At 60.5% G+C, this 26,007-nt stretch carries 23 protein-coding genes; 15 read left to right on the top strand and 8 right to left on the bottom strand.

What is annotated here, in order from left to right:
* Positions 1–33: 33 nt before the first annotated feature.
* Entirely contained in the window at positions 34–594 is a 561-nt protein-coding gene (locus FBY02_RS02015) for a response regulator transcription factor (RefSeq protein WP_003177957.1), read from the bottom strand.
* The gene (locus FBY02_RS02010) at positions 587–1,849 is read right to left on the bottom strand and encodes an ATP-binding protein (RefSeq protein WP_144922730.1); all 1,263 of its coding nucleotides are present in this window, start codon (positions 1,847–1,849) and stop codon (positions 587–589) included. The genes FBY02_RS02015 and FBY02_RS02010 overlap by 8 nt, the downstream gene beginning before the upstream one ends.
* A gap of 213 nt (positions 1,850–2,062) precedes the next feature.
* Between FBY02_RS02010 and FBY02_RS02005 the strand changes: the two genes are divergently transcribed.
* Positions 2,063–2,776, top strand: coding sequence for an SIMPL domain-containing protein (locus FBY02_RS02005; protein WP_144922725.1), 714 nt, complete (start codon positions 2,063–2,065; stop codon positions 2,774–2,776).
* Positions 2,777–2,966: 190 nt separating this feature from the next.
* On the opposite strand, the gene FBY02_RS02000 is transcribed toward FBY02_RS02005, so the two are convergent.
* From FBY02_RS02000 to FBY02_RS01990, 3 genes are all read right to left on the bottom strand, one after another.
* A complete protein-coding gene (locus FBY02_RS02000; protein WP_144922722.1) occupies positions 2,967–3,275 on the bottom strand; it encodes a Txe/YoeB family addiction module toxin in 309 nt (102 codons plus the stop codon).
* Positions 3,241–3,525 carry a type II toxin-antitoxin system Phd/YefM family antitoxin gene (locus FBY02_RS01995; RefSeq protein ID WP_144922719.1) on the bottom strand — a complete coding sequence of 95 codons (285 nt, stop codon included), beginning with the start codon at positions 3,523–3,525 and terminating at the stop codon, positions 3,241–3,243. The genes FBY02_RS02000 and FBY02_RS01995 overlap by 35 nt, the downstream gene beginning before the upstream one ends.
* A gap of 316 nt (positions 3,526–3,841) precedes the next feature.
* Entirely contained in the window at positions 3,842–4,222 is a 381-nt protein-coding gene (locus FBY02_RS01990) for a DUF6124 family protein (protein WP_144922716.1), read from the bottom strand.
* Positions 4,223–5,213: 991 nt separating this feature from the next.
* Here FBY02_RS01990 and FBY02_RS01975 point away from each other — a divergent pair.
* The 9 genes from FBY02_RS01975 to FBY02_RS01935 all read left to right on the top strand — a co-directional run bounded on the left by FBY02_RS01975 (position 5,214) and on the right by FBY02_RS01935 (position 17,784).
* Positions 5,214–6,815, top strand: a complete 1,602-nt coding sequence (locus FBY02_RS01975) for an ABC transporter substrate-binding protein (protein ID WP_144922707.1) — start codon at positions 5,214–5,216, stop codon at positions 6,813–6,815.
* Positions 6,816–7,070: 255 nt separating this feature from the next.
* On the top strand, positions 7,071–8,699 hold the full coding sequence (locus tag FBY02_RS01970; protein ID WP_144922704.1) for an ABC transporter substrate-binding protein: 1,629 nt from the start codon (positions 7,071–7,073) through the stop codon (positions 8,697–8,699).
* 300 nt (positions 8,700–8,999) lie between these two features.
* Complete coding sequence (locus FBY02_RS01965; protein ID WP_144922701.1) at positions 9,000–10,604, top strand: ABC transporter substrate-binding protein; 1,605 nt, start codon at positions 9,000–9,002, stop codon at positions 10,602–10,604.
* A 168-nt stretch (positions 10,605–10,772) separates the two neighbouring features.
* Positions 10,773–12,146 (top strand): OprD family porin, encoded by a 1,374-nt coding sequence (locus tag FBY02_RS01960; protein WP_144922698.1) that lies wholly within the window; start codon positions 10,773–10,775, stop codon positions 12,144–12,146.
* A 75-nt stretch (positions 12,147–12,221) separates the two neighbouring features.
* Positions 12,222–13,817 (top strand): ABC transporter substrate-binding protein, encoded by a 1,596-nt coding sequence (locus tag FBY02_RS01955; RefSeq protein WP_144922695.1) that lies wholly within the window; start codon positions 12,222–12,224, stop codon positions 13,815–13,817.
* 75 nt (positions 13,818–13,892) lie between these two features.
* On the top strand, positions 13,893–14,903 hold the full coding sequence (locus FBY02_RS01950) for an ABC transporter permease subunit (protein ID WP_144922691.1): 1,011 nt from the start codon (positions 13,893–13,895) through the stop codon (positions 14,901–14,903).
* Positions 14,904–14,913: 10 nt separating this feature from the next.
* Positions 14,914–15,825, top strand: coding sequence for an ABC transporter permease subunit (locus FBY02_RS01945; protein WP_041020610.1), 912 nt, complete (start codon positions 14,914–14,916; stop codon positions 15,823–15,825).
* A gap of 10 nt (positions 15,826–15,835) precedes the next feature.
* Positions 15,836–16,804 carry an ABC transporter ATP-binding protein gene (locus FBY02_RS01940; RefSeq protein WP_144922688.1) on the top strand — a complete coding sequence of 323 codons (969 nt, stop codon included), beginning with the start codon at positions 15,836–15,838 and terminating at the stop codon, positions 16,802–16,804.
* Positions 16,804–17,784 (top strand): peptide ABC transporter ATP-binding protein, encoded by a 981-nt coding sequence (locus FBY02_RS01935; RefSeq protein WP_144922685.1) that lies wholly within the window; start codon positions 16,804–16,806, stop codon positions 17,782–17,784. The genes FBY02_RS01940 and FBY02_RS01935 overlap by 1 nt, the downstream gene beginning before the upstream one ends.
* A gap of 72 nt (positions 17,785–17,856) precedes the next feature.
* Here the strand turns inward: FBY02_RS01935 and FBY02_RS01930 are convergent, their stop codons facing one another.
* The 3 genes from FBY02_RS01930 to FBY02_RS01920 form a co-directional block, all read right to left on the bottom strand.
* Positions 17,857–18,318, bottom strand: coding sequence for a hypothetical protein (locus FBY02_RS01930; RefSeq protein ID WP_144922682.1), 462 nt, complete (start codon positions 18,316–18,318; stop codon positions 17,857–17,859).
* Positions 18,319–18,425: 107 nt separating this feature from the next.
* Positions 18,426–18,647: a hypothetical protein gene (locus FBY02_RS01925; protein ID WP_371921389.1), complete on the bottom strand. Its 222-nt coding sequence runs from the start codon at positions 18,645–18,647 to the stop codon at positions 18,426–18,428.
* Between the two features lie 403 nt (positions 18,648–19,050).
* Positions 19,051–20,634, bottom strand: a complete 1,584-nt coding sequence (locus FBY02_RS01920; protein ID WP_144922676.1) for a peptide chain release factor 3 — start codon at positions 20,632–20,634, stop codon at positions 19,051–19,053.
* Between the two features lie 330 nt (positions 20,635–20,964).
* Between FBY02_RS01920 and FBY02_RS01915 the strand changes: the two genes are divergently transcribed.
* The 5 genes from FBY02_RS01915 (at position 20,965) to FBY02_RS01895 (ending at position 26,002) form a co-directional block, all read left to right on the top strand.
* Positions 20,965–21,681 carry an ABC transporter permease gene (locus FBY02_RS01915; protein WP_144922673.1) on the top strand — a complete coding sequence of 239 codons (717 nt, stop codon included), beginning with the start codon at positions 20,965–20,967 and terminating at the stop codon, positions 21,679–21,681.
* Between the two features lie 24 nt (positions 21,682–21,705).
* Positions 21,706–22,599 carry a glycine betaine ABC transporter substrate-binding protein gene (locus FBY02_RS01910; RefSeq protein WP_144922670.1) on the top strand — a complete coding sequence of 298 codons (894 nt, stop codon included), beginning with the start codon at positions 21,706–21,708 and terminating at the stop codon, positions 22,597–22,599.
* A gap of 10 nt (positions 22,600–22,609) precedes the next feature.
* Entirely contained in the window at positions 22,610–23,263 is a 654-nt protein-coding gene (locus FBY02_RS01905) for an ABC transporter permease (RefSeq protein WP_144922667.1), read from the top strand.
* Entirely contained in the window at positions 23,260–24,417 is a 1,158-nt protein-coding gene (locus FBY02_RS01900; RefSeq protein WP_144922665.1) for a betaine/proline/choline family ABC transporter ATP-binding protein, read from the top strand. Before FBY02_RS01905 ends, FBY02_RS01900 begins: the two co-directional genes overlap by 4 nt.
* A gap of 421 nt (positions 24,418–24,838) precedes the next feature.
* A complete protein-coding gene (locus FBY02_RS01895; RefSeq protein ID WP_144922662.1) occupies positions 24,839–26,002 on the top strand; it encodes a type III PLP-dependent enzyme in 1,164 nt (387 codons plus the stop codon).
* Positions 26,003–26,007: the final 5 nt, after the last annotated feature.

Genomic DNA, 26,007 nt, shown 5'->3' with positions numbered 1-26,007 from the left:
CGAGGGGGTGGACAACATCCGTTCAGCACAGGTTCAGCGACGCACGGGGCGCTTCTGCAATTTGCGCTGCAAGGTGCGCCGGTGCATGCCCAAGGCGCGGGCAGTGGCGGAAATGTTGCCTTCGTGCTCGGTCAGCACCCGCTGGATGTGCTCCCACTGCAAGCGATCCACCGACATCGGGTTCTCCGGCACCAGGGTGTCGAGGTCGGCGTGCTCGGACAGCAGCGCGGCCAGTACGTCATCGGCGTCGGCCGGCTTGCACAGGTAGTTGCAGGCGCCGCGCTTGATGGCCTCGACGGCCGTGGCGATGCTCGAATAACCGGTGAGGATCACCACGCGCATCTCCGGGTCCAGCTCCAGCAGCTTGGGCAGCAGCACCAGGCCCGAGTCGCCATCCATCTTCAGGTCCAGGGCGGCATAGTCCGGCAGGTCGGCCTGGGCAATGGTCAGACCCTCCTCGGCGGAGCCGGCGGTGCTCACGCGAAAGCCGCGACGGGACATCGCCCGGGCCATGACGCGGGTAAACGTGGCGTCATCGTCCACCAGCAACAGGTGCGGCAGTTCTTCGCCGTCGACTTGGATCTCGTCACTCATGTTCGTCTCCTCGGTCGGCATGGGGCAGGCGCAGCTCGGTGAGCGTGCCGCCGCTCTCATGGGGGTAGAGTTTCACCGAGCCGCCAGCGCGTGTCACGCTCGCCTTGCTCAAAAACAGGCCCAGGCCCAGGCCTTTGCCTTTGGTGGTGTAAAACGGCTTGCCGATCTGCTCGGCGATGGCCAGCGGTACGCCGGCGCCATGGTCGCGGATGCTGATGGTCAATTCGTAGGCATTCCAGTCCAGCGCCACCTCCAGGCCTTCGGGGCAGGCATCGGCGGCGTTGTTCAACAGGTTCAGCAGCGCCTGGGTCAAGTCCGGTGGCGGCGCCATGCGCGGCACCGTGCCATAGCCCAGGCACTGGAAGCGGTAACTGGCCTCCGGGCGCATCAGATGCCAGCGATTGAGGGCCTCGTCGAGCCAGTCGGTAACGTCCTGCATGTCGATCGCCAGCCGGCGGTTGGCCTCGGCGGCGCGCACCAGGTATTGCAGGGTTTCCTTGCAGAGCTTGACCTGATCCTGCAATACGCTGAGGTCGTCCTGCAACAGCGGGTCGGGATGATCCTGCTGCATCTCCTTGAGCAGCACGCTCATGGTCGCCAGCGGCGTACCCAACTCATGGGCGGCACCGGCGGCCTGGGTCGCCACAGCCAGCAGTTGTTCGTCCCGCAGCCCCTCTTCACGCCGGATGGCCCGCAGCTCCTCCTGGCGACGAAGCTCCTCAGCCATGCGCGCGGCGAAAAACGTGATGACCGCCGCGGCCAGGGCGAAACTCAGCCACATGCCGTAGATCTGCAGGTTCTCCCGGGCAATAGGGAAGGTTTCCAGGGGATAGAACCGCGCCAGCAACAAGGTGTACAGCGCCAGGGCGATGCCGGAAAGAATCAGCGAATAACGCCACGGCAGCGTCACCGCGGCGATGGTCAGCGGCACCAGGTAATAGGACACGAACGGGTTGGTCGAACCGCCGGAGAAATACAGCAAGGCACTGTGGATAAACAGGTCGCAGGCCAGTTGCACCGCGTACTCCAGCTCTGTCACCGGCCACGAGGCGCGCAGGCGGATGGCCGTCAGCGCACACAGCACCGAAGCGCACACCAGGGTAATCGCCAGTTGCAGCCAAGGCAGCGGCAACAACTGGAACCAATAGGCGAGCCCCACGGACCCGGCCTGGGCCGCAAGGACCAGGATACGGATGAATGTCAGCCGCCAGAGGTTCTGGCGCGAGGCGGAAGTCATTTGCAAAGGGGCGAGCATGAGCTCTCCTGATGAGCGCTCCAGGCGAATCGCACGGAGTATAACCAAGGCGCGGGCGGCAGCGGCTACTATGCGGCAAAGCGCCACAGCAGCTGCAAGCTGCAAGCTGCAAGCTGCAAGCTGCAAGCTGCAAGCCAGAGGCTAGACTTACACTCTTTTACTTGCAGCTTGAAGCTTGCCGCTTGAAGCTGCTCTTTTTTCCAAGGAGCTTTCATGCACATGTTCAGTCGCCCCGCCACCCTCCTCGCCCTCAGCCTCGGCACCGTCGCCAGCCTGCCGGCCCTGGCCGCCGATGAACTGCACTACAACCAGATTTCCCTGCGCGCCGAAGTCAGCCAGGAAGTGGCCCGCGACCTGATGATCGTCACCCTCTACACCGAAGAGCAAAACACCGACCCGGCCAAACTCGCTGCCACCATCAGCACCACGCTGAACAAAGCCATCGGCCAGGCCAAGCAGGTCAAGGACATCACCCTGCGCCAGGGCAGCCGCAACAGCTATCCGATCTACGACGACAAGGGCCAGAAAATCACCGGCTGGCGCGAACGTGCCGAATTGCGCCTGGAAAGTGCCGACTTCGCGGCCCTGTCCAAGCTCACCGGCGAACTGCTCACCGACCTGAAAATGGGCGGCATGGACTTCACCATCTCCACCGCCACCCGCCAGAGCAGCGAAGACGCCCTGCTCAAGGACGCCGTCGCCGCCTTCAAGGCCCGCGCCCAACTGGCCACCGAAGCCCTGGGTGGCAAGGGCTACAAGATCGTCAACCTGAACCTCAACACCAACGGTTACCCACAACCCTACATGCGCGCACCGATGATGATGAAAGCGGGGTCCATGGATGCCGAGTCCGTCACGCCTGACGTCGAGCCGGGCACCAGCAAGGTGACCATGACGGCGGATGGGTCGGTTGAGGTGTTGCAGTGATGGTTGCCTGACAGAGACATCCAGCCCAGTGAAACACCCTTGTGGCGAGGGGATTTATCCCGCTGGGCTGCAATCAGCCCCCCTGACACCGCAATGTGTCAGATGAATGGAAGCAGGGCCTCTGCAAGAGCTCCACCGCTCAAGGCACCACAAATACAAAAGCCCGCAACCGCGGGCTTTTTGTCGGTCATTACTTCGTGTAGTGGAAGCGACATGAAATGATTGTCAGCGTGTCATTCTCATAGGCGTAGACAAAGCGATGCTCTTTGTCGATACGGCGTGACCAATAGCCCGTTAAATCCCCTTTCAACGGTTCAGGTCGACCAACCCCCTTGAATGGGTCGCGAAGACAGGCCTCGATAAGCTCATTTACCGTCGCGTGTTTGGTTGGATCGTTTGCGTCCCAGTATTGGTAGTCTTCCCAACCGTCTGGCACAAATGCAATTACCACGTTCTCGCGGGCGTTAGCTTTGTTCTTCTGTTTCTGTTTTGCCGACATTTAAAGGAAGCTCCTTGGCAAAGGCTTTCCCGGCTTTGTGCAGCGCAACAGAACGGCGTAAGCGCGTGGCATTCGACTCTGTACCTAACAGATACATCGTCTCGGCCATAGAGTTGTAGTCCTCCAAGGAGAGGATCACTACATGATCACCACGCTGACGGGTGATGACCGTCGGCTCATGATCTCGGCATACATCGTCCATCGTCTGCTTCAGGCCGGCACGAGCCTGGCTGAAAGTTATTACATGCATCGTCTAATTCCCTCCTGAGGCCAGCTCAGGCGAAACCAGGACCGTCCTGGTGGTTTGAGAGTTTCCCGCGGAACAACAGCGGGGCACTTGTCTCCTCCGCTGAGAAGCGGAGTCCATGAATCCACGCCGCAAGCGAGGGTATCAAGGTAAATCTGGCACTTGGTTAAACCTCGATGCCTTCTCAGTCGTCCAGCAAAAGCGATGACGGCCGAGTGCGCACATAGTACAACGTTCTGTACAACTTTAAAACTCTGCGCCGGACAACTCGACTCGTACGAAATGAGGAGGGAGCAAGCTCCCTCGCCACGGTGCCTGCTCAACCCTGAATAGCCGGCGCTTCGAGCTGATCCAGCGCCTTGTCTACCAGTAGCTGGCACAACTCCACTAATTGTTGAATCCCCAACGCCACACTACGCCGCGTGCCCTCTACCTCGAAAGCCAGGTCCTCGGCCATGGCTTTAACCGAAGCCAGGGTTTCAGAAGTGCTGGTGAGCAGCGTGTCGGCATCGGCCTTTGCCGTCACCGAAAACAGACTGTCGATGCGCGGATCGGTGCTTTGTTCAGGTGGCTTGGGGTTAAGGTAAAGATTCAAGACCCGCTCGGCGGTGGCGCGGTCTTTGAGCAGGTCTTCAATGGCGTCGAGTTCCGCCATTGGATTTGTTCTGTTGAAGTTCGGTTCTGTCTTTCCTTCGTTCATGTGCAGATGAAATTGGAGCCATCACTTGCCGTTATGGTCGTGAGGCTGACGACCTATTAATTTCGAGTTCCCACTCCCGGCCGCCGAATCGTGGCGACAGGAAAAAGGTTAGAGAGCGCACTTCCGAGGGACAACCTTAAAAAGTTGTCGGATGTTTCGTCACCGGTAGTAATCGTTCCTACGTATCTCATGGCTAACCATCTCAGATCAGGCATGCAAATTCGAACTGTGGGAGCGGGCTTGCTCGCGAAGGCGGTGGGTCAGTCGATGCAAATGTTGAATAACAGACCGCAATCGCGAGCAGGCTCGCCCACAGGGGTTCTGCGGTGACTGACCGTTCTCAACCGCCCACAGGTATCTCTGTGGGAGCAAAGCTTGCTCCGGGCGGCGATCCGACGATGGCGGCAGTACATCCAGCATCTATGCCAGCTGCCCCGCCGCCTTCGCGAGCAAGCCCGCTCCCACAATGGATCGGTGTAGACCTTCATGAGCCGTGTCGAGCAATAAGCCGCGCCGCGGCTTTTGATCTTCCACCCCTTCGGAAGGCTGAGTGGAGGCGTTCATCAGGGGGATGGCGCGCAGCGCCGTTCGACGCAGTCGAACCCATCGAGTGGAGGTCAAGCGCAGCGGACCGGAGCCGATGCCCCCTGATGAATGCCGGAGCGAAGGGACCCCGAGCCTTGGCGAGGGGCCGGACGCTGGGGCGAGCGTTCTTTGCTTACTTTCTTTGGCGTCTGAAAGAAAGTAAGTCGCCGTCAGGGCGAAACCATAGGTGGCCGTTACCGCAGCAATGGATATGTACCGCCCAGTCAACCATCAGGCCACCATCGCGAGCAAGCTTTGCTCCCACAGTGGAATGCGCGCCCATCAAGCCCTGATACCGGACCTGCTATGCCCAAACCCAGGGGTCCCCCTCATTTTTGGCTATTTCCCCCACCGCCCTCCAGAACGCTACTCTTCGCCAATCCGTCGCCATCGCCCAAGGGATTTCATGGACAGAACCACCTTCAAACCATTGCTGCTCACCCTCGCCCTGATCGGCAGCATTCCAATGGCCCAGGCCGCCACCACCCTGGTCTACTGCTCCGAAGCCAGCCCCGCCGGATTCGACCCCAGCCAATACACCAGCGGTACCGACTTCGACGCCTCGGCCGAAACCGTCTTCAACCGTCTCACCCAGTTCAAGCGCGGCGGCACCGAAGTCGAGCCGGGGTTGGCGACGCGTTGGGATGTCTCCGCCGATGGCCTGGTCTACACCTTCCACCTGCGCGATGGCGTGAAATTCCACACCACTGACTACTTCACCCCCACCCGCGACTTCAACGCCGACGACGTGGTGTTCACCTTTCAGCGCCTGCTCGATCCGCAGCAACCGTTCCGCCAGGCCTACCCGACCGAGTCGCCCTACTTCACCGACATGGGCCTGAACACCACAATCAAGAACGTCGAGAAAGTCGACGAGCACACCGTGCGCTTCAACCTGAACAACGTCGACGCCGCGTTCGTGCAGAACCTGGCGATGAGCTTCGCTTCCGTGCAGTCTGCCGAATACGCCGCGCAGTTGTTGAAGGAAGGCAAGGCCGGCGACCTCAACCAGAAACCCGTCGGCACCGGCCCGTTCGTGTTCAAGCGCTACCAGAAGGACTCGCAGATCCGCTACGCCGCCAACACAGCCTACTGGAAACCCGAGGACGTGAGGGTCGACAACCTGATCTTCTCCATCACCCCCGACGCCGCCGTGCGCCTGCAAAAGCTCAAGCGCAACGAATGCCAGGTCAGCGGCTACCCGCGTCCGGCCGACATCGAAGTGATGGAACAGGACCCGAACCTGCAAGTGCTCAGGCAACCGGGCTTCAACCTGGGTTTCCTCGCCTACAACGTGACGCACCCGCCCCTGGACCAGCTCAAGGTCCGCCAGGCGCTGGACATGGCCATCGATAAACCGGCGATCATCAAGGCCGTCTACCAGAGCGCCGGGCAACTGGCCCAGAACGCCCTGCCCTCGGCCCAGTGGTCGTTCGATCCGGCCATCAAGGACGCGCCCCACGACGTGACCAAAGCCAAGGCGCTACTCAAGGAAGCCGGGGTGGCGCCAGGTACCACCCTCAATTTATGGGCGATGACGGTGCAACGCGCGTCCAACCCCAACGCGCGGATGTCGGCGCAGATGATCCAGCAGGATTGGGCGAAAATCGGCATCAAGGCCAACATCGTCAGCTATGAGTGGGGTGAGTACATCAAGCGCGCCAAAAATGGCGAGCACGACGCCATGATCTATGGCTGGACCGGCGACAACGGCGACCCGGACAACTGGCTTGGCGTGCTCTACAGCTGCGCGGCGGTCAAGGGCAGCAACTACGCCAAGTGGTGCGACCCGGCCTACGACAAGCTGATCCAGCAAGCCAAGGTCTCGACCGACCGCCAGCAACGGATCGACCTGTACCGGCAGGCGCAAAAAATCCTCAAGCAACAGGTGCCCATCACGCCGATTGCCAACTCCACGGTATTCCAGCCGATAAACAAAAAGGTCGTGGATTTCAAACTCAGCCCGTTCGGCCTTACGCCCTTCTACGGCGTGGGTTTGCAGCAGTAGAACCCGCCCCGAACCGGTGCGCCGCAGACCCATGGCGCACCGATTCAAGGCACTGTTTGCACCAAAAAAGCCGGCGCAAACGATCAACCGCGTCAGAACTTACACAGATGCGACATTAAGGTACGTTCGTGCCACTGTTTCAGATATGGAACCGCTCTGGATCTTGCATTGGGTATGGGGCCTGCATAAGTATCCGCAGGACGACTCACGAGGTCGCCCTCAAATCCAAAAATGACAACAAATCATGAGGCCAACATGCTTAAACACGCGGTCATTCCGTTTTTAGTCGGCGCAAGCCTATTAGCCAGCGCCCCCTTCGCCCAAGCGGCGGCTAACCTGGTGTTCTGCTCCGAGGGCAGCCCGGCGGGTTTCGACCCGGGTCAATACACCACCGGAACCGACTTCGACGCCTCAGCCGAGACCATCTTCAACCGTCTGACCCAGTTCGAACGCGGCGGCACCGCCGTGATCCCGGGCCTGGCGACCAAGTGGGACATTTCCGAAGATGGCCTGACCTACACCTTCCATCTGCGCGAAGGCGTCAAGTTCCATACGACCCCGTACTTCAAGCCGACCCGTACCTTCAACGCCGACGACGTGCTGTTCACCTTCAACCGCATGATCAACAAGGACGACCCGTTCCGTAAGGCGTACCCGACCGAATTCCCGTACTTCACCGACATGGGCATGGACACCAACATTGCCAAGGTCGAGAAGCTCGACGACAAGACCGTCAAGTTCACCCTCAACGCCGTCGATGCCGCATTCATCCAGAACATGGCGATGCACTTCGCGTCCATTCAGTCCGCCGAATACGCCGCCCAGTTGCTCAAGGAAGGCAAGCCTTCCGATATCAACCAGAAACCGATCGGCACCGGCCCGTTCGTGTTCAAGAGCTACCAGAAAGACTCGAACATCCGCTTCACCGGCAACAAGGAATACTGGCTTCCGGAAGACGTGAAGATCGACAACCTGATCTTCGCCATCACTACCGACCCGTCGGTGCGTATCCAGAAGCTGAAGAAGAACGAATGCCAGGTCACCCTCTTCCCGCGCCCTGCCGACCTGCAGGCCATCCGTGAAGACAAGAACCTGAAGATGCCGGACCAGCCGGGCTTCAACCTGGGCTACATCGCCTACAACGTGATGGACAAGATCAAGGGCAGCGACCAGCCCAACCCGATGGCCCAATTGAAAGTGCGCCAGGCGCTGGATATGGCCGTCAACAAGCAGCAGATCATCGACTCGGTGTATCAGGGCGCCGGCCAACTGGCGGTCAACGCCATGCCGCCGACCCAGTGGTCCTACGACACCACCATCAAGGATGCAGGCTACAACCCTGAGAAAGCCAAGCAACTGCTCAAGGAAGCGGGCATCAAGGAAGGCACCGAAATCAACCTGTGGGCGATGCCGGTCCAGCGTCCGTACAACCCCAATGCCAAGCTGATGGCTGAAATGCTCCAGTCCGACTGGGCCAAGATCGGCATCAAGGCCAAGATCGTCACCTACGAGTGGGGCGAGTACATCAAGCGCTCCAAGGGCGGTGAGAACGGCGCGATGCTGATCGGCTGGAGCGGCGACAATGGTGACCCGGACAACTGGCTCAACGTGCTGTTCGGTTGCGACTCGCTGCAGGGCAACAACTTCTCCAAGTGGTGCGACAAGAAGTTCGACGACATCGTCAAGCAGGCCAAGCGCACTTCGGACCAGTCCAAGCGCACCGAGCTGTACAAGCAGGCGCAACACATCCTCAAGGATGCCGTGCCGATGACACCTATCGCTCACTCGACGGTGTTCCAACCCATGCGCACCAACGTGCAGGACTTCTTGATCAGCCCATTCGGCTTGAACTCCTTCTACGGTGTCAGCATCAGCGACAAATAGGTAAGCAACGGCGGCGTCTCCTGACGCCGCCGTTTATTTATCTGCCAAGGCCCAGGAAATCGCCTACCTCCAAGACATCTGCACAGCACGGCAGCTGTTCGAGGACGTACCGCCCTTTCTCACAAGTCTTTCAGGCGTTACGCATTGACTGCCAAACCCACGGCCGTACCGTAGGAATCTGGCAGATCGGCTGACCCTATGGCATCGCTGTATGCAATGGAATGAACTCAGTGTCCCGGACCTGTCCCCGGATGGACGCCGGTTCACTGTTTAACACCCCCGAACGAAAGAGGGAGCGTCATGCGTCATACCCTGATTTTTTCTACATTGCTGAGTACCGGCCTGCTGGCCGCGACATCCGTGGCCCAGGCCGCCGCAGTCGGTAGCCTGGTGTTCTGCTCCGAAGGCAGCCCCGCCGGCTTCGACACCGCGCAGTACACGACCGCCACCGATAACGATGCCGCCGAGCCGTTGTACAACCGCCTGGCCGAGTTTGAAAAAGGCGCGACCAATGTCGTCCCAGGCCTGGCGACAAGCTGGGATATTTCCGAAGATGGTTTGAAATACACCTTTCACCTGCGCGAAGGGGTGAAATTCCATAGCACCGACTACTTCACGCCGACCCGAGACTTCAACGCCGACGACGTGCTGTTCACCTTCAACCGCATGCTTGACCCGCAGCATCCCTTCCGCAAGGCCTACCCCACCGAATTCCCCTACTTCAACGGCATGAGCCTGAACAAGAACATCGCCAAGGTGGAAAAAGCCGGCCCGCTGACCGTGGTCATGACCCTCAACAGTGTCGATGCCGCGTTCATCCAGAACATCGCCATGAGCTTCGCCGCGATCCTGTCGGCCGAGTACGCCGACCAGTTGCTCAAGAGCGGGAAGCCGAGCGACATCAACCAGAAACCCATCGGCACCGGCCCGTTCGAGTTCAAGAGCTACCAGAAAGACTCCAACATCCGCTACGTTGCCAACCCCCAGTACTGGGCACCGGAACGGGTGAAATTGAAAAACCTGATCTTCTCCATCAACACCGACGCCTCCGTGCGGGTGCAGAAGCTCAAGGCCAACGAATGCCAGATTACCCTGCATCCGCGTCCGGCCGATGTGCCAGCGTTGAAGAACGACCCCAAGCTGCAGTTGATCGAGAAGCCCGGTTTCAACCTGGGTTACATCGCCTACAACACCCGCCACAAACCCTTCGACCAGGTCGAAGTGCGCCGTGCGCTGGACATGGCGGTGAACAAGCAGGGCATCCTCAACGCGGTGTACCAGGGCGCAGGGCAACTGGCGGTCAATGCCATGCCACCGACCCAGTGGTCCTACGACGACACCATCAAGGACGCCGCCTACGATCCGGAAAAAGCCAAGGAGCTGCTCAAGGCCGCCGGGGTCAAGGAAGGCACCGAAATCACCCTCTGGGCCATGCCCGTGCAGCGCCCGTACAACCCTAACGCCAAGCTGATGGCCGAAATGCTCCAGGCCGACTGGGCGAAGATCGGCCTGAAGGTGAAGATCGTCAGCTACGAATGGGGCGAGTACATCAAGCGCACCAAGAACGGTGAGCACGATATCAGCCTGATCGGCTGGACCGGCGACAACGGTGATCCGGACAACTGGCTGGGAACGCTGTACAGCTGCGACGCCATTGGCGGCAACAACTACTCCATGTGGTGCGACCAGGATTACGACAAGTTGATCAAGCAGGCCAAGGTCGTCACCGACCGCGACCAGCGCACCGTGCTCTACAAACAGGCCCAGCAGTTGCTCAAGCAGCAAGTGCCGATCACCCCTGTTGCCCACTCGACGGTCAACCAGCCGCTGAGTGCCAAAGTCGAAGGATTCAAAGTCAGCCCCTTCGGTCGCAACGTGTTCTCGGGCGTCAGCCTGAACCCATAACCGTTTAGTCCACAGCGAGGGCCCCTTGGGGCCCTTACGCAGAGGTCTTGCCGTAATTCGCCGATCAGGCCAACTGCAAACGTTTGCGATCTCTTATCAGCAGCAAATCGATAGCCGCATCACCAAAAAAGACCGGCATTAATAAAGAAAGAAAAAGGAGCGTTACCCATGAAATTGAGCAGCACCGCGTTACTGGCCCTGGCCATCAGCAGCGTTACCGCTACGGCGTACGCAGAGCCGCAAAGCCAGGCATTCGTGCCGACCGAACTGGCGAGTACCAGTGCCCAATCCGAAGCCAAGGGCTTTATCGACGGCCAAAGCCTGTCGGGCACTACGCGCAACTGGTATGCCAATGAATTGTTGAAACGCGGAAACTTCAGCTATCAGAAGCACGGTGAGACACGCCCCACCGATCGTCGTATCAACTGGGTCCAGGGCACCATCCTCAACTACACCTCGGGCTTCACTCAAGGCACCGTGGGCTTCAGCACCGAAGTCGCGGCCTACAACGCGGTAGTCCTGGATCGCAGTCGCAAGGACATTGCCAACGGTGGTAACCGCACCCTGGCCGAGAACAACGGCGATGCCGTGGACCAGTGGAGCAAGCTGGGTCTGGCCAACGTAAAAGCCCGGATCTCCAACACCACCCTGACCGCGGGTCGTCAGAACTTCAGCACCCCGATCGTCGACGTGATCGGCAACCGTCCGCTGCCTTCGAGTTTCGAAGGTGTAAGCCTGCACAGCGAAGAATTCAGCAACCTGTCGTTCGATGCCGGCGTGTTTGACCGCGTCTCGCCACGTACCGAACAGAGCCTGTCGAAATTCCGCTCCGAGTACACCAACAACAGCGCAGAGACCGACAAGGTCAGCGTCGTCGGCCTGAACTACCAGCCACTCAAGAGCCTGAAGACCAGCCTGTACGCTTCTCAGGTCGAAGACTTCTGGAACCAGTACTACTTCGGCGCCACCCACGAGCTGGGCGACGCGTCGCAGCTGGCATTGACCACCGGCCTGAACTACTACAAGACCGTGGACGAAGGCAAAAAGGAGATGGGTGAAATCGACAACGACACCTACTCGCTGTCGCTGGGCCTGACCCACCAGGCCCATACCCTGACATTCTCCTATCAGGCGGTGAACGGTAACGAATACTTCGACTACCTGCACGAAACCAACGGCATCTACCTGGCCAACTCCCTGCTGTCGGACTTCAACGGTCCGAACGAAAAATCCTTCCAGATCGCCTATGGCATCAACATGGCTGAATACGGTGTGCCAGGACTGAAATTTAATATCTATCGTGCTCGCGGCTGGGGCATCGACGGTACTCATTACACCGGCACCGCCTATGACGTCCGCGGCCTGAACGATGAAAATCACTACGAAACCGGTGTGGGCGCTTCCTACGCGGTGCAGAGCGGTCCGTTGAAGGCCACGGCGATTCGTGCCACCTACACCGAACACCGCTCCAGCCGTAACCAGATTGACGGCAGCATCAACGAGTTCCGTTTGGTCACCACCGTTCCGTTCAACATTCTCTAACCTTCCGCCGACGGTCGACCCACAAGGTCGACCGTTCGGTTTTTTGCCGTTCCACCGATTGCAGAGGATATGACGATGAACATGATCCCCCTACGCGCAGCCATCGCCGCTGCGTTGCTGAGTGTCGCCGTTGGCGCCACGGCCAAGCCCCTCGTGGTTTGCACAGAAGCCAGCCCGGAAGGCTTCGACATGGTCCAGTACACGACTGCAGTCACTGCCGACGCCGTGGCGGAAACCATTTTCAATCGCCTGGCCGATTTCAAGCCCGGCACCACCGAAGTGATTCCGGCCCTGGCCGAATCCTGGGACATCAGTAACGATGGCCTGACGTACACGTTCCACCTGCGCAAAGGCGTCAAGTTCCACACCACCGAATACTTCAAGCCGACCCGCGACATGAACGCCGACGATGTGGTCTGGAGCTTCCAGCGCCAGCTGGACCCGAATCACCCATGGCACAAACTGTCGAGCGTGGGCTTCCCCTACTTTGAAAGCATGGGCTTCAAAGAGCTGCTCAAAAGCGTCGAGAAAGTCGACGAGCACACGGTCAAGTTCACCCTGACCCGCCGCGAAGCGCCGTTCCTGGCCGACATCGCCATGGCCTTCTCCTCGATCTACCCGGCCGAATACGCCGACCAGTTGCTCAAGGCCAACAAGGCCGGCGACCTCAACAGCAAGCCGGTCGGCACCGGGCCGTTCATCTTCCAGCGCTACAACAAGGACGCCCAGGTTCGCTTCAAGGCCAACCCGGACTACTTCCGCGGCAAGCCGCCGGCCGATGCACTGGTGCTGGCCATCGCCACCGACAACAACGTTCGGCTGCAGAAGCTCAAGGCCAACGAGTGCCAGGTCGCGCTGTATCCCAAGCCCGATGACATCCCGAGCATCAAGAAAGACGCCAACCTGAAGGTCGATGAACTGGACGCCATGACCGTGTCCTACGTCGCCATGAACACCCAGCACAAGTACATGAGCGATGTGCGGGTGCGCAAAGCCATCGACATCGCCTTCGATAAGGAAGCCTACGTCAACGCGCTGTTCGGCAAGGGTAACGCCACCGTGGCGGTCAACCCCTACCCGCCAACGCTGCTGGGCTTCAATCACGAGCTGAAGAATCCGCCCCGGGACCTGGACAAGGCCCGCCAGCTGCTCAAGGAAGCCGGCGTGCCGGAAGGCACCGTGTTCACCCTGTTCACCCGCAATGGCGGCGGCCCGACCAACCCCAACCCGATGCTCGGCGCGCAGATGATGCAGGCTGACCTGGCGAAAGTCGGGATCAAGGTCGATATCCGCGTCATGGAATGGGGCGAAATGCTCAAGCGCGCAAAAAATGGCGAGCACGACATGGTCTCCGCCGGATGGGCGGGCGATAACGGCGACCCGGATAACTTCCTGACGCCTATGCTCAGTTGCGAGGCGGCCAAGAACGGCGAAAACTACGCCCGCTGGTGCAACGAGAAATTCCAGGCGCTGATCGACCAGGCCCGCGCCACAGTGAACCCCGAGGAGCGCATCAAGCTCTATGAACAGGCCCAGGTGATTTTCAACCAGGACCAACCGTGGATCAGCATGGCCCACACCCGGATGTTCACGGCAATGCGCAAGAACGTAGAGGGCTACGCCATTAGCCCGCTCACCACCAATAACTTCGCCACCACCCAGGTGAAGTAGATAAGAAGATGCCCCGGCATCCCTGACCCCAGGGCTGCCGGGCACGCCTAACCGGCTGATGAGGTACACCTGAAGATGTTTAGTTTTATTGCCCGCCGACTGGGATTATTGATCCCCACGTTCTTCGGCATCACCTTGCTGACCTTCGCGTTGATTCGCATGATCCCCGGCGACCCCGTGGAAGTGATGATGGGCGAACGTCGGGTCGATCCCGAAATGCATGCTCAGGCAATGGAACGCCTTGGCCTCAATAAACCGCTGTACGCCCAGTACCTGGACTACATCGGCAACCTGGCCCACGGTGATCTCGGCGAATCGCTGCGCACCCGCGAAAGCGTCTGGACCGAGTTCAGCTCACTGTTTCCCGCGACCCTGGAGCTGTCCATGGCCGCCCTGTTGTTCGCCGGTATCCTGGGCCTGCTGGCCGGGGTGATCGCGGCACTCAAGCGAGGATCGCTGTTCGACCATGGGGTGATGGGCGTCTCCCTGGCGGGGTATTCGATGCCGATCTTCTGGTGGGGCCTGATCCTGATCATGTTCTTCTCGGTGTCCCTGGGCTGGACCCCGGTGTCGGGACGCATCGACCTGCTCTACGACATCGAACCGAAAACCGGCTTCATGCTGATCGACACCTTGCTCGCCGATGAGCCGGGCGCGTTCCTCGACGCGCTGCACCACCTGATCCTGCCGGCCATTGTACTGGGCACCATTCCGCTGGCGGTGATCGCCCGCATGACCCGCTCTTCGATGCTGGAAGTGCTGCGCGAAGACTACATCCGCACCGCCCGGGCCAAGGGTCTGTCGCCGACACGCGTGGTGTTCGTCCACGGCCTGCGCAACGCGTTGATCCCGGTACTGACCGTGGTCGGCCTGCAGGTCGGCACACTGCTGGCCGGCGCGGTCCTGACCGAAACGATCTTCTCCTGGCCGGGCATCGGCAAGTGGCTGATCGAGGCCATCGGCGCCCGGGACTATCCCGTGGTACAGAACGGCATCCTGTTAATCGCCTGCCTGGTGATTCTGGTCAACTTCGTCGTGGACATCCTCTACGGCTTTGCCAACCCACGCATCCGTCACCAGCGCTGAGATCAAATCCATGAGTACTCCAACTCCTTCGGTAGCAGTCGATCAAAGCCTGCTGTACCCGTCCCCGTACAAAGAATTCTGGCAGGCGTTTTCCCGTAACAAGGGCGCCGTGGCCGGGCTGATGTTCATGATCCTGGTGGTGTTCTGCGCGATCTTCGCGCCATGGGTCGCGCCCCACGATCCGAGCGAGCAGTACCGTGACTTCCTGCTGACGCCGCCGGCCTGGCTCGAAGGCGGGCAGATCCAGTTCCTGCTGGGCACCGACGAACTGGGCCGCGACCTGCTGTCCCGGCTGATCCAGGGTTCGCGCCTGTCACTGCTGATCGGCTTGTCGTCGGTGGTGATGTCGCTGATCCCAGGCATCCTGCTGGGCCTGTTCGCCGGGTTCTTCCCGCGCATCCTCGGCCCGACCATCATGCGCCTGATGGACATCATGCTGGCCCTGCCTTCGCTGCTGCTGGCCGTGGCGATCGTCGCCATCCTCGGCCCAGGCCTGATCAACACCGTGATCGCCATCGCCATCGTGTCGCTGCCGTCCTACGTGCGCCTGACCCGCGCCGCCGTCATGGGCGAGCTGAACCGCGACTACGTGACCGCCGCCCGCCTGGCCGGTGCCGGTCTGCCGCGCCTGATGTTCATCACTGTGCTGCCCAACTGCATGGCCCCCCTGATCGTGCAGGCAACACTGAGCTTTTCCTCGGCCATCCTCGACGCCGCAGCCCTGGGCTTCCTCGGCTTGGGCGTGCAGCCGCCGACTCCGGAGTGGGGCACCATGCTGGCCTCGGCTCGGGACTACATCGAACGCGCCTGGTGGGTCGTGAGCCTGCCTGGCTTGACCATTTTGCTCAGCGTGCTGGCAATCAACCTGATGGGCGACGGCCTGCGCGATGCGCTGGACCCGAAACTCAAGAATGCCGCCTGAGGAGATTCCCATGTCACTGCTAGAAATCAAGAATCTCAACGTCCGCTTCGGCGACGCCAACGCCGTACCCGTGGTCGATGGCCTGGACCTGAGCGTGGAAAAAGGCGAAGTGCTGGCCATTGTTGGCGAATCGGGCTCGGGTAAATCCGTGACCATGATGGCGCTGATGGGCCTGATCGAGCATCCCGGCATCGTCACCGCCGATGCGCTGAACTTCGACGGCAAGAACATGCTCAAGCTGAGTGCCCGCCAGCGCCGGCAGATCGTCGGTAAGGACCTGGCGATGGTGTTCCAGGACCCGATGACCGCGCTCAACCCCAGCTACACCGTGGGCTTCCAGATCGAAGAAGTGCTGCGCCTGCACCTGAAGATGTCCGGCAAGGCCGCCCGCAAGCGTGCCATCGAACTGCTGGAAAAGGTCGAGATCCCGGGCGCCGCGAGCCGCATGGACGCCTACCCGCACCAACTGTCCGGTGGCATGAGCCAGCGCGTGGCGATTGCCATGGCCATTGCCGGCGAGCCGAAGCTGTTGATCGCTGACGAACCGACCACCGCCCTGGACGTGACCATCCAGGCGCAGATCATGGACCTGCTGCTGGCCCTGCAAAAAGAGCAGAACATGGGCCTGGTGCTGATTACCCACGACCTCGCCGTCGTCGCGGAAACCGCCCAGCGGGTGTGCGTGATGTACGCCGGTCAAGCCGTGGAGGTGGGCAAGGTGCCGCAGTTGTTCGATATTCCGGCCCACCCGTACAGCGAAGCATTGCTGGCGGCGATTCCGGAACACAGCATGGGCGCCGAGCGCCTCGCGACATTGCCAGGCATCGTGCCCGGCCGATACGACCGTCCACAGGGCTGCCTGCTGTCGCCGCGTTGTCCTTACGTGCAGGATAACTGCCGTCAACAACGCCCGGCCCTCGATCCGAAATCCAACAGCCTCGCCCGCTGCTTCTACCCGCTGAACCAGGAGGTGGCGTGATGGCCGTCGTTCTTACCGCCCGTGACCTGACCCGTCATTACGAAGTGTCCCGTGGCATGTTCAAGGGCCATGCGACCGTGCGTGCCCTCAACGGTGTGTCGTTCGAACTGGAAGCCGGCAAGACCCTGGCCGTGGTGGGCGAATCCGGTTGCGGCAAATCCACCCTGGCCCGGGCCCTGACGCTGATCGAGGAGCCGTCCTCCGGCTCCCTGAAAATCGCCGGCCAGGAAGTCGCTGGCGCCAACAAGGCCGAACGCAAGCAATTGCGCAAAGACGTGCAGATGGTGTTCCAGAGCCCCTATGCGTCTCTCAATCCGCGGCAGAAGATCGGCGATCAACTGGCCGAGCCGTTGTTGATCAACACCAGCCTGTCGGCCTCCGAGCGGCGGGAAAAAGTCCAGGCGATGATGAAGCAGGTGGGCTTGCGTCCCGAGCATTACCAGCGTTATCCGCACATGTTCTCCGGCGGCCAGCGCCAGCGCATCGCCCTGGCCCGCGCCATGATGCTGCAACCCAAGGTGTTGGTGGCGGACGAACCGACGTCGGCGCTGGACGTTTCGATCCAGGCCCAGGTGCTCAACCTGTTCATGGATTTGCAGCAGGAATTCAACACTGCCTACGTGTTCATTTCCCACAACCTGGCGGTGGTGCAACACGTGGCCGACGACGTGATGGTGATGTACCTCGGCCGCCCGGTGGAAATGGGTCCCAACGAGTCGATCTACAGCCGTCCGTTGCACCCTTACACCCAGGCGCTGCTGTCGGCCACGCCGACCATCCACCCGGACCCGAACAAGCCGAAAATCAAGATCGTCGGCGAACTGCCGAACCCGCTCAACCCGCCGCCCGGCTGCGCCTTTCACAAGCGCTGCCCGTACGCCACCGAACGTTGCAAGACCGAAGAGCCGGCCCTGCGTCCACTCGATAATCGATTGGTCGCCTGCCACTACGCCGAGCAATTTCTCGACGGCGCGGCATAAGGAGTCTGGTTGAAAGGGCGGTGTTGTTCATTCAAGAACAACACCGCCCCTCGCCACAGGGCTAAGTCAGGTTCACGCTAAGGCAAAGCGCTGGCGCATGCTCCTGCCCCAGGGCGATGCGCCGGTGGCCTGCCCCTCTCCTTTGATCCACACGGCCTGACCATCGAGGCTGACTTCAACATTGAACCCCAGCACTACCTGCCATTGCCTTGAGTCGGACGACGTAAAATCCACTCGCTCCCGAGTGATGGAACCGCCCTGCCAATCCATGGTTCGCTCTCCCGCGATCTCATAGTAGGCGCCAGCACCTTCAACCGAAGGAAACCGATAAACCTTGGGCTCCCGGTCGCGCTCGGGAATATAGAAGATCAGCTCTCTCTGACGCCCGTCGTCGCCTGTCCAGATGGCCTGGATCACAAAATCCTCACTGCTCCCGTCAGCCATCAACGTGAGCGAAGTTGAATCAAACGCGACGTCGCCTACCCATCCCTTCAAGTACCCCGTCGCTTGTGCTGACTGGTCGTTGGTGCTCATTTTGCTCTCCGCTCCCAGGTACATTGCACTTGAGTTATAAGAGCCGACCGCACAAGCGTCTACTGTCAGAACTGACAGGTCACGATCATCGTGGCGAGAGTTAACACTCAGGATTGGCTATCCTCTTCATCGCCACCGTCATCCGGTTCATCATCGGTAGTCGGACCGTCATCCTCCTCGTCGCCGGTGTCTTTTTGCTCATCGGCAGCCAGCAGCAGTCCACTCTCCACCACTTGCCCGCTTGAAGCGTGCTGTTCATGCTTATCGCACTGCGCCCACACAGCGGCGGATCCCAGTGACAGCATGACCATGACTTTCAGCAACAACATGACGCGTAGAAACCTGTTCATAACCGATGCCCTCTCTTCTGAAATGAAGCCGCGACCCGACGGCGTTCAGGAAACAGTCCCGAACAGGTTGGCTTACAAGAGTAGGACGCAGAACCTGGGACAGAATGCCCTGGGCGACAGACCGCTTTCGAATAGAAGTTAGTTCGAACAGTTATGTCTGGAACACGCTCCCACACAGGGGGATGTGGATCGGGAGCAAAATTTTTTATTCACTGGAGATCTGTTGTGGGAGCGGGCTCGCTCGCGAAGGCGGTGTGACAGCCCATGAAGATGCCGAATGTAACAGCCTCTTCGCGAGCAAGCCCGCTCCCACAGGGGAAGAGAGCAGCAACAAAAAACCCCGAAGCTCTCGCAACGGGGTTTCGGTCCTGCTACTCAGCGCTTAGTGATGCTCACGGGTCGCGCGGAATTTCACGTCCGGCCAGCGTTCTTCCATCAGCGCCAGGTTGACCCGGGTCGGGGCCAGGTAGGTCAGGTGACCGCCGCCGTCCAAGGCGAGGTTTTCCACAGCCTTGTTGGAAAATTCCTCGAGCTTCTTCTTGTCGCTGCATTCGATCCAGCGAGCCGAGTACACGGTGATCGGCTCGTAGGAGCACTCGACCTTGTATTCCTCTTTCAAGCGGCTGGCGACCACATCGAACTGCAGCACACCGACGGCGCCGAGGATGATGTCGTTGCTGCGCTCCGGGAAGAACACCTGGGTCGCGCCCTCTTCGGCCAGTTGCTGCAGGCCCTGACGCAGTTGCTTGGACTTGAGCGGATCCTTCAGGCGTACGCGGCGGAACAGCTCCGGGGCGAAGTGCGGGATGCCGGTAAAACCCAGGGCTTCGCCTTCGGTGAAGGTATCGCCGATCTGGATCGTGCCATGGTTGTGCAGGCCAATGATGTCACCGGCGAAGGCCTCTTCCAGTTGTTCGCGTTCCGAGGAGAAGAAGGTCAGGGCGTCGCCGATGCGCACGTCCTTGCCGGTGCGCACGTGGCGCATCTTCATGCCTTTTTCGTATTTGCCGGAGCAGATGCGCATGAAGGCGATGCGGTCGCGGTGCTTGGGGTCCATGTTCGCCTGGATCTTGAAGATGAAGCCCGAGAACTTCTCTTCCACCGGCTCCACGGTGCGCTCGTTGGCGACCCGCGGCAGCGGACGCGGCGCCCAGTCGACTACAGCGTCGAGCACGTGGTCTACACCGAAATTGCCCAGCGCGGTTCCGAAGAACACCGGAGTCATCTGACCATCGATGAACGCCTGCTGGTCGAACTCATGACAGGCACCCTGCACCAACTCCAGTTGCTCGACGAAACGCTCGTACTCGTCGCCCAGGTGCGCGCGCGCTTCGTCGGAGTCCAACCTTTCGATGATTTTGGTTTCGGTGCGCTCATGACCGTGACCGGCGGTGTAGACGATGATGTAGTCACCGGCCAGGTGGTACACGCCCTTGAAGTCGCGGTAGCAGCCGATCGGCCAGGTGATCGGCGCAGCCTTGATCTTCAGGACCGCCTCGATCTCGTCGAGCAGTTCGATCGGGTCGCGGATGTCGCGGTCGAGTTTGTTGATGAAGCTGACGATCGGCGTGTCCCGCAAGCGGCAGACTTCCATCAGCGCAATGGTCCGCGGTTCGACGCCTTTACCGCCGTCGAGCACCATCAACGCCGAGTCCACCGCGGTCAGGGTGCGGTAGGTGTCTTCGGAGAAGTCTTCGTGGCCTGGGGTGTCGAGCAGGTTGATCATGTGTTCGCGATATGGGAACTGCATGACCGACGTGGTAATGGAGATACCCCGCTGTTTTTCCATCTCCATCCAGTCGGAGGTGGCATGGCGGTCGGACTTGCGCGACTTCACCGTGCCGGCGATCGCAATCGCCTTGCCCATCAGCAGGAGCTTCTCGGTGATGGTGGTCTTACCGGCATCGGGGTGGGAAATAATGGCGAAAGTGCGGCGTTTCGCGACTTCGGCGGCCTGTTTGGTCATGGGAAATCGCCTGGCAGGTGATTCAAAAAAGGGCGGCGATTATAGCTCAACTTGTGCCAGGAACCGAACCGTTGAGCACATCGAAGGTGGCCAGAAGCTTCCCGACTGGGGAACCTTTTGCGCCGTGGAGACGTCCACCCCCCTGCTGCATTTGTTCGTCAGGAGCTGAAAAATCAGCAAGTTAGCCTGACGAGGCAGCGCCCATGGCTCCATCCACATGCCGGTTTACCGGTATCGAAAAGAGCTGCTTTTCGCGAACGTTTTCCCGGCAACCCTACGGCCTGTCGCCTGGGAAAGCGTGCGCCGATTGAAAGACAAAGGAGTCCGCCTGTGGCTATCCGCTATGGCAAAGGGCTGACAGGAGGCGTGGTCGTCGTCGCCCTCCTGGCCCTGTTGGTCCACTGGATCGGCATCGATACGATCCGACATTATCGCGACGACCTGTTGTTCTACCTGCAAGCCCATCTGATGCTGGTACTGGTTTCCATGCTGGCAGCCTTGATCGTGGGCATCCCCGCCGGTATCGCCTTAAGCCGCCCCGGCATGGTCGGGCGCGCCGAGCGCTTCATGCAAGTCTTCAACATCGGCAACACCGTGCCGCCCCTGGCCGTACTGGCCATCGCCCTCGGCGTGCTGGGAATCGGCAGCGGGCCGGCCATCTTCGCCCTGTTCCTCGCCTCGCTGCTGCCTATCGTGCGCAACACCTATGAAGGCCTGAAAAACGTCCAGGGTTCGCTCAAGGAAGCCGCCACCGGCATCGGCATGACCCCACGCCAGGTGCTGTGGAAAGTCGAACTGCCCAACGCCGTGCCGATCATCGTCGGTGGCGTGCGGGTCGCCCTGGCGATCAATGTCGGCACCGCACCGCTGGCTTTCCTGATCGGTGCCAACAGCCTTGGCAGCCTGATCTTCCCTGGCATCGCCTTGAACAACCAGCCGCAGCTGTTGCTCGGCGCCGCCTGCACCGCTCTGCTGGCGTTGTTGCTCGACGGCCTGGCGACACTGGCCAGCCGCCTCTGGTTGGAACGTGGTCTGCGACCGTCATAAAGCCGGCTGGATAAAGGAATCATCATGAAGAAGTTGAGCTTGATACTGGGCTGCGTGCTGCTGTTCGCCGGTTTTGCACAAGCGGCGGAAAAACCTGTGATCCGCCTCGGCGCCCGGGTCTTCACCGAGCAGACGCTGCTGGCGGAAATCACCGCACAATACCTGCGCAGCAAAGGCTACGACGCGCAGATCACCGGAGGGCTGGGCAGCAACCTAGCCCGCAGCGCCCATGAAACCGGGCAGTTGGACCTGCTCTGGGAATACACCGGCGTGTCCCTGGTGGCCTACAACCATGTCACGGAGAAACTCGACAGCGCCCAGTCCTACGCCCGGGTGAAAGCACTCGACGCGAAAAAGGGCCTGGCCTGGCTGGCACCGTCGAAATTCAGCAACACCTACGCCCTGGCCCTGCCGGAGAAAGTCGCCCGCCAGTACCCGCAGATCCGCAACATCAGCCAATTGAACAGCGTGCTGCAGGCCGAAGCGGATGAGAACCACCTGGTGGCGTTGGACACCGAGTTCGCCAACCGCTCCGACGGACTGGCGGGCATGGTCAAGCAGTACGGCATGAACCTGACCCGCAAGAATATCCGGCAGATGGACGCCGGGCTGGTCTATACCGCCCTGCGCAACGCTCAGGTGTTCGCCGGGCTGGTGTACACCACAGATGGCCGGTTGAATGCCTTCAAGTTGAAATTGCTCGAGGACGACAAGCACTACTTCCCCGACTACACCGCCGCGCCAGTGGTGCGCCAGGCATTCCTCGACGCCCATCCGCAACTGGCCGCGCAACTCAAACCGCTGGCCGAGCTGTTCGACGACGAAACCATGCGCCAGCTCAATGCCCGCGTGGACGTCGACCATGAAAGCCCTTCCGTGGTGGCCGCCGACTTCTTGCGCCAGCACCCCATCGACTGAGGAAAAAGCCATGGAACTGTTGAACGCCTTTTCCCATCTCGACTGGCAGCAGGTGATGCACCTGACCTGGCAGCACATCACCCTGGTGGGCATCGCCGTGACCCTGGCGATTGTCATCGGCGTGCCGCTGGGGATCTTCATGACCCGCTTCCCGGCGCTCGCCGGCCCCTTGCAGGCCAGCGCGACAGTGCTGCTGACGATCCCATCGATTGCCCTGTTCGGCCTGTTATTGCCGTTCTATTCCAAGTTCGGCCAGGGCCTGGGGCCGATGCCGGCGATTACCGCGGTGTTTCTCTATTCGCTGTTGCCGATCATGCGCAACACCTACCTGGCCCTTACCGGCGTGGAACCGGGCATCCGGGAAGCCGCCCGCGGCATCGGCATGACCTTCGGCCAGCGCCTGCGCATGGTCGAACTGCCCATCGCTGTACCCGTGATCCTCGCCGGCGTGCGCACCGCCGTGGTCATGAACATCGGCGTCATGACCATCGCCGCCACCATCGGCGCCGGTGGCCTGGGCGTGCTCATTCTCGCTTCCATCAGCCGCAGCGACATGTCGATGCTGATCGTCGGCGCCGTGCTGGTCAGCCTCCTGGCCATCTTCGCCGACCTGCTTCTGCAATGGCTGCAACGCTCGCTGACTCCAAAAGGGCTATTAAAATGATCGAACTTCAAAACCTCAGCAAAACCTTCAAGAGCAACGGCAAGGACGTCAAGGCCGTGGACTCGGTGAACCTGATCGTCAACGAAGGCGAGATCTGCGTGTTCCTCGGGCCGTCGGGCTGCGGCAAGAGCACCACGTTGAAGATGATCAACCGGCTGATCCCGCCCACTTCGGGCAAGGTGCTGATCAATGGTGAAGACACCACCGGCCTCGACGAGGTGACCCTGCGTCGCAACATCGGCTACGTGATCCAGCAGATCGGCCTGTTCCCGAACATGACCATTGAGGAGAACATCGTGGTAGTGCCGAAGCTGCTCGGCTGGGACAAGCAGAAATGCCACGACCGCGCCCGCGAACTGATGAACATGATCAAGCTCGAACCCAAGCAGTACCTGCATCGCTACCCCCGTGAACTGTCGGGCGGCCAGCAGCAACGGATCGGCGTGATCCGCGCCCTGGCGGCCGATGCGCCGTTGCTGCTGATGGATGAACCCTTCGGCGCGGTGGACCCGATCAACCGCGAGATGATCCAGAACGAGTTCTTCGAGATGCAACGGGCACTGAACAAGACCGTAATCATGGTCAGCCACGACATCGACGAAGCCATCAAGCTGGGGGACAAGATCGCGATCTTCCGCGCCGGCAAGCTGATCCAGTGCGACCACCCGGACACCTTGCTGGCGCATCCGGCCGACGAGTTCGTCAGCAATTTCGTCGGCCAGGACAGCACCCTCAAACGGCTGTTGCTGGTCAAGGCCGAGGACGCGGCCGACAACGCCCCCTCGGTCAGCCCGGAAACCCCGGTGGCCGAGGCGCTGGAATTGATGGACGAGCATGACCGTCGCTACGTGGTGGTCACCTGTGCCGAGAACAAGGCCCTGGGCTACGTGCGCCGTCGCGATCTGCACCGCCAGACCGGCACTTGCGGGCAATTCCTGCGGGAATTCAATGCCACGGCGGCCTACGACGAGCACTTGCGGATCCTGCTGTCGCGCATGTACGAGTTCAACCGCTCGTGGCTGCCGGTGATGGACGCCGAGCGGGTGTTCCTCGGCGAGGTGACCCAGGAGTCGATTGCTGAGTACTTGAGCTCCGGCAAGTCCCGTGGGGGCAAGACCAGCATCGTGTCGCCGGCCGAGATCGCGCAGGCTTGATTTCTGATCACTCCCTACCCGGGAGATTGGCTTTTTGCTCTTGTGGCGAGGGCAGAAGCCACATCAGCGGTTCCAAACACTCATCCAGGGGAACATCAATCCGTCACACAGGTCGGTTACATCAAGAGCTGTCGCGGACCGCACGACGGATGTGTGCAAAAACGCGACATTTTTAGTTGATCTCAGGCCCCTCACGCCCTAAAGTTCGCGCCGAACGTCCATGCTGGAAACGATCCATCCGGCTCAAGTACTGACGACGAGACAGCAAGGCCAAGGGCAGCACGCAGCCCATGGCCTTTTTGCTTTCGGCGACATGCCTTGGGAAGTAGGCGAACCAAAGTGGGGATACGGAGGACGTTCACGGGGGCAGCTTGCCCTCAAACCCATTGATCCTGATGTTTGCCAGTAGGAGTCCCAACGTATGTCGATCCAGGTCGAAGATTATTTCGCGCGCGAAACCTTTCAGAAAATGAAGGCGTTCGCCGACAAGCAGGAAACCCCGTTCGTGGTGATCGACACCGCGATGATCTCCCAGGCCTACGACGACCTGCGCGCCGGTTTCGAATTCGCCAAGGTCTACTACGCCGTCAAGGCCAACCCGGCGGTGGAAATCATCGACCTGCTCAAGGAAAAAGGCTCGAACTTCGACATTGCCTCGATCTATGAGCTGGACAAGGTCCTGAGCCGGGGCGTAACCCCCGACCAGATCAGCTACGGCAACACCATCAAGAAGTCCCGGGACATCCGCTACTTCTACGACAAGGGCGTGCGCCTGTACGCCACCGACTCCGAAGCCGACCTGCGCAACATCGCCAAGGCAGCGCCGGGTTCGAAAGTCTACGTACGCATCCTGACCGAAGGCTCGACCACCGCTGACTGGCCACTGTCGCGCAAATTCGGCTGCCAGACCGACATGGCCATGGATCTGCTGATCCTGGCTCGCGACCTGGGCCTGGTGCCGTACGGCATCTCGTTCCACGTCGGCTCGCAACAGCGCGACATCAGCGTCTGGGACGCCGCCATCGCCAAGGTCAAGGTGATCTTCGAGCGCCTCAAGGAAGAAGACGGCATCGAGCTGAAACTGATCAACATGGGCGGCGGCTTCCCGGCCAACTACATCACCCGCACCAACAGCCTGGAAACCTACGCCGAGGAAATCATCCGCTTCCTCAAGGAAGACTTCGGCGACGACCTGCCGGAAATCATCCTCGAGCCGGGCCGTTCGCTGATTGCCAACGCCGGTATCCTGGTCAGCGAAGTGGTGCTGGTCGCCCGTAAATCCCGTACCGCCGTCGAGCGATGGGTCTACACCGACGTGGGCAAATTCTCCGGCCTGATCGAAACCATGGACGAAGCCATCAAGTTCCCGATCTGGACCGAGAAGAAAGGCGAGATGGAAGAAGTGGTCATTGCCGGTCCAACCTGCGACAGCGCCGACATCATGTACGAGAACTACAAGTACGGCCTGCCATTGAACCTGGCCATCGGCGACCGCCTGTACTGGCTGTCGACCGGCGCCTATACCACCAGCTACAGCGCCGTGGAATTCAATGGTTTCCCGCCGCTGAAGTCGTTCTACGTATAACGCGA

The sequence above is a fragment of the Pseudomonas sp. SJZ078 genome (assembly GCF_007828255.1).
Lineage (GTDB): Bacteria > Pseudomonadota > Gammaproteobacteria > Pseudomonadales > Pseudomonadaceae > Aquipseudomonas.
Note: the sequence above shows the minus strand (reverse complement) of the source record. Positions and strands in the feature narration are given on the sequence as shown.

Bases quoted from the DNA above. Each gene is read 5' to 3' on its own strand.
- FBY02_RS01905 (WP_144922667.1), top strand. From the start codon at position 22,610: ATGGAACTGTTGAACGCCTTTTCCCATCTCGACTGGCAGCAGGTGATG.
- FBY02_RS02010 (WP_144922730.1), bottom strand. From the start codon at position 1,849: ATGCTCGCCCCTTTGCAAATGACTTCCGCCTCGCGCCAGAACCTCTGG.
- FBY02_RS01960 (WP_144922698.1), top strand. From the start codon at position 10,773: ATGAAATTGAGCAGCACCGCGTTACTGGCCCTGGCCATCAGCAGCGTT.
- FBY02_RS01900 (WP_144922665.1), top strand. From the start codon at position 23,260: ATGATCGAACTTCAAAACCTCAGCAAAACCTTCAAGAGCAACGGCAAG.
- FBY02_RS01950 (WP_144922691.1), top strand. From the start codon at position 13,893: ATGTTTAGTTTTATTGCCCGCCGACTGGGATTATTGATCCCCACGTTC.
- FBY02_RS02000 (WP_144922722.1), bottom strand. From the start codon at position 3,275: ATGTCGGCAAAACAGAAACAGAAGAACAAAGCTAACGCCCGCGAGAAC.
- FBY02_RS01970 (WP_144922704.1), top strand. From the start codon at position 7,071: ATGCTTAAACACGCGGTCATTCCGTTTTTAGTCGGCGCAAGCCTATTA.
- FBY02_RS01940 (WP_144922688.1), top strand. From the start codon at position 15,836: ATGTCACTGCTAGAAATCAAGAATCTCAACGTCCGCTTCGGCGACGCC.
- FBY02_RS01910 (WP_144922670.1), top strand. From the start codon at position 21,706: ATGAAGAAGTTGAGCTTGATACTGGGCTGCGTGCTGCTGTTCGCCGGT.
- FBY02_RS01920 (WP_144922676.1), bottom strand. From the start codon at position 20,634: ATGACCAAACAGGCCGCCGAAGTCGCGAAACGCCGCACTTTCGCCATT.
- FBY02_RS02005 (WP_144922725.1), top strand. From the start codon at position 2,063: ATGCACATGTTCAGTCGCCCCGCCACCCTCCTCGCCCTCAGCCTCGGC.
- FBY02_RS01895 (WP_144922662.1), top strand. From the start codon at position 24,839: ATGTCGATCCAGGTCGAAGATTATTTCGCGCGCGAAACCTTTCAGAAA.
- FBY02_RS01945 (WP_041020610.1), top strand. From the start codon at position 14,914: ATGAGTACTCCAACTCCTTCGGTAGCAGTCGATCAAAGCCTGCTGTAC.
- FBY02_RS01955 (WP_144922695.1), top strand. From the start codon at position 12,222: ATGAACATGATCCCCCTACGCGCAGCCATCGCCGCTGCGTTGCTGAGT.
- FBY02_RS01930 (WP_144922682.1), bottom strand. From the start codon at position 18,318: ATGAGCACCAACGACCAGTCAGCACAAGCGACGGGGTACTTGAAGGGA.
- FBY02_RS01975 (WP_144922707.1), top strand. From the start codon at position 5,214: ATGGACAGAACCACCTTCAAACCATTGCTGCTCACCCTCGCCCTGATC.
- FBY02_RS01935 (WP_144922685.1), top strand. From the start codon at position 16,804: ATGGCCGTCGTTCTTACCGCCCGTGACCTGACCCGTCATTACGAAGTG.
- FBY02_RS01995 (WP_144922719.1), bottom strand. From the start codon at position 3,525: ATGCATGTAATAACTTTCAGCCAGGCTCGTGCCGGCCTGAAGCAGACG.
- FBY02_RS02015 (WP_003177957.1), bottom strand. From the start codon at position 594: ATGAGTGACGAGATCCAAGTCGACGGCGAAGAACTGCCGCACCTGTTG.
- FBY02_RS01965 (WP_144922701.1), top strand. From the start codon at position 9,000: ATGCGTCATACCCTGATTTTTTCTACATTGCTGAGTACCGGCCTGCTG.
- FBY02_RS01925 (WP_371921389.1), bottom strand. From the start codon at position 18,647: ATGTTGTTGCTGAAAGTCATGGTCATGCTGTCACTGGGATCCGCCGCT.
- FBY02_RS01990 (WP_144922716.1), bottom strand. From the start codon at position 4,222: ATGAACGAAGGAAAGACAGAACCGAACTTCAACAGAACAAATCCAATG.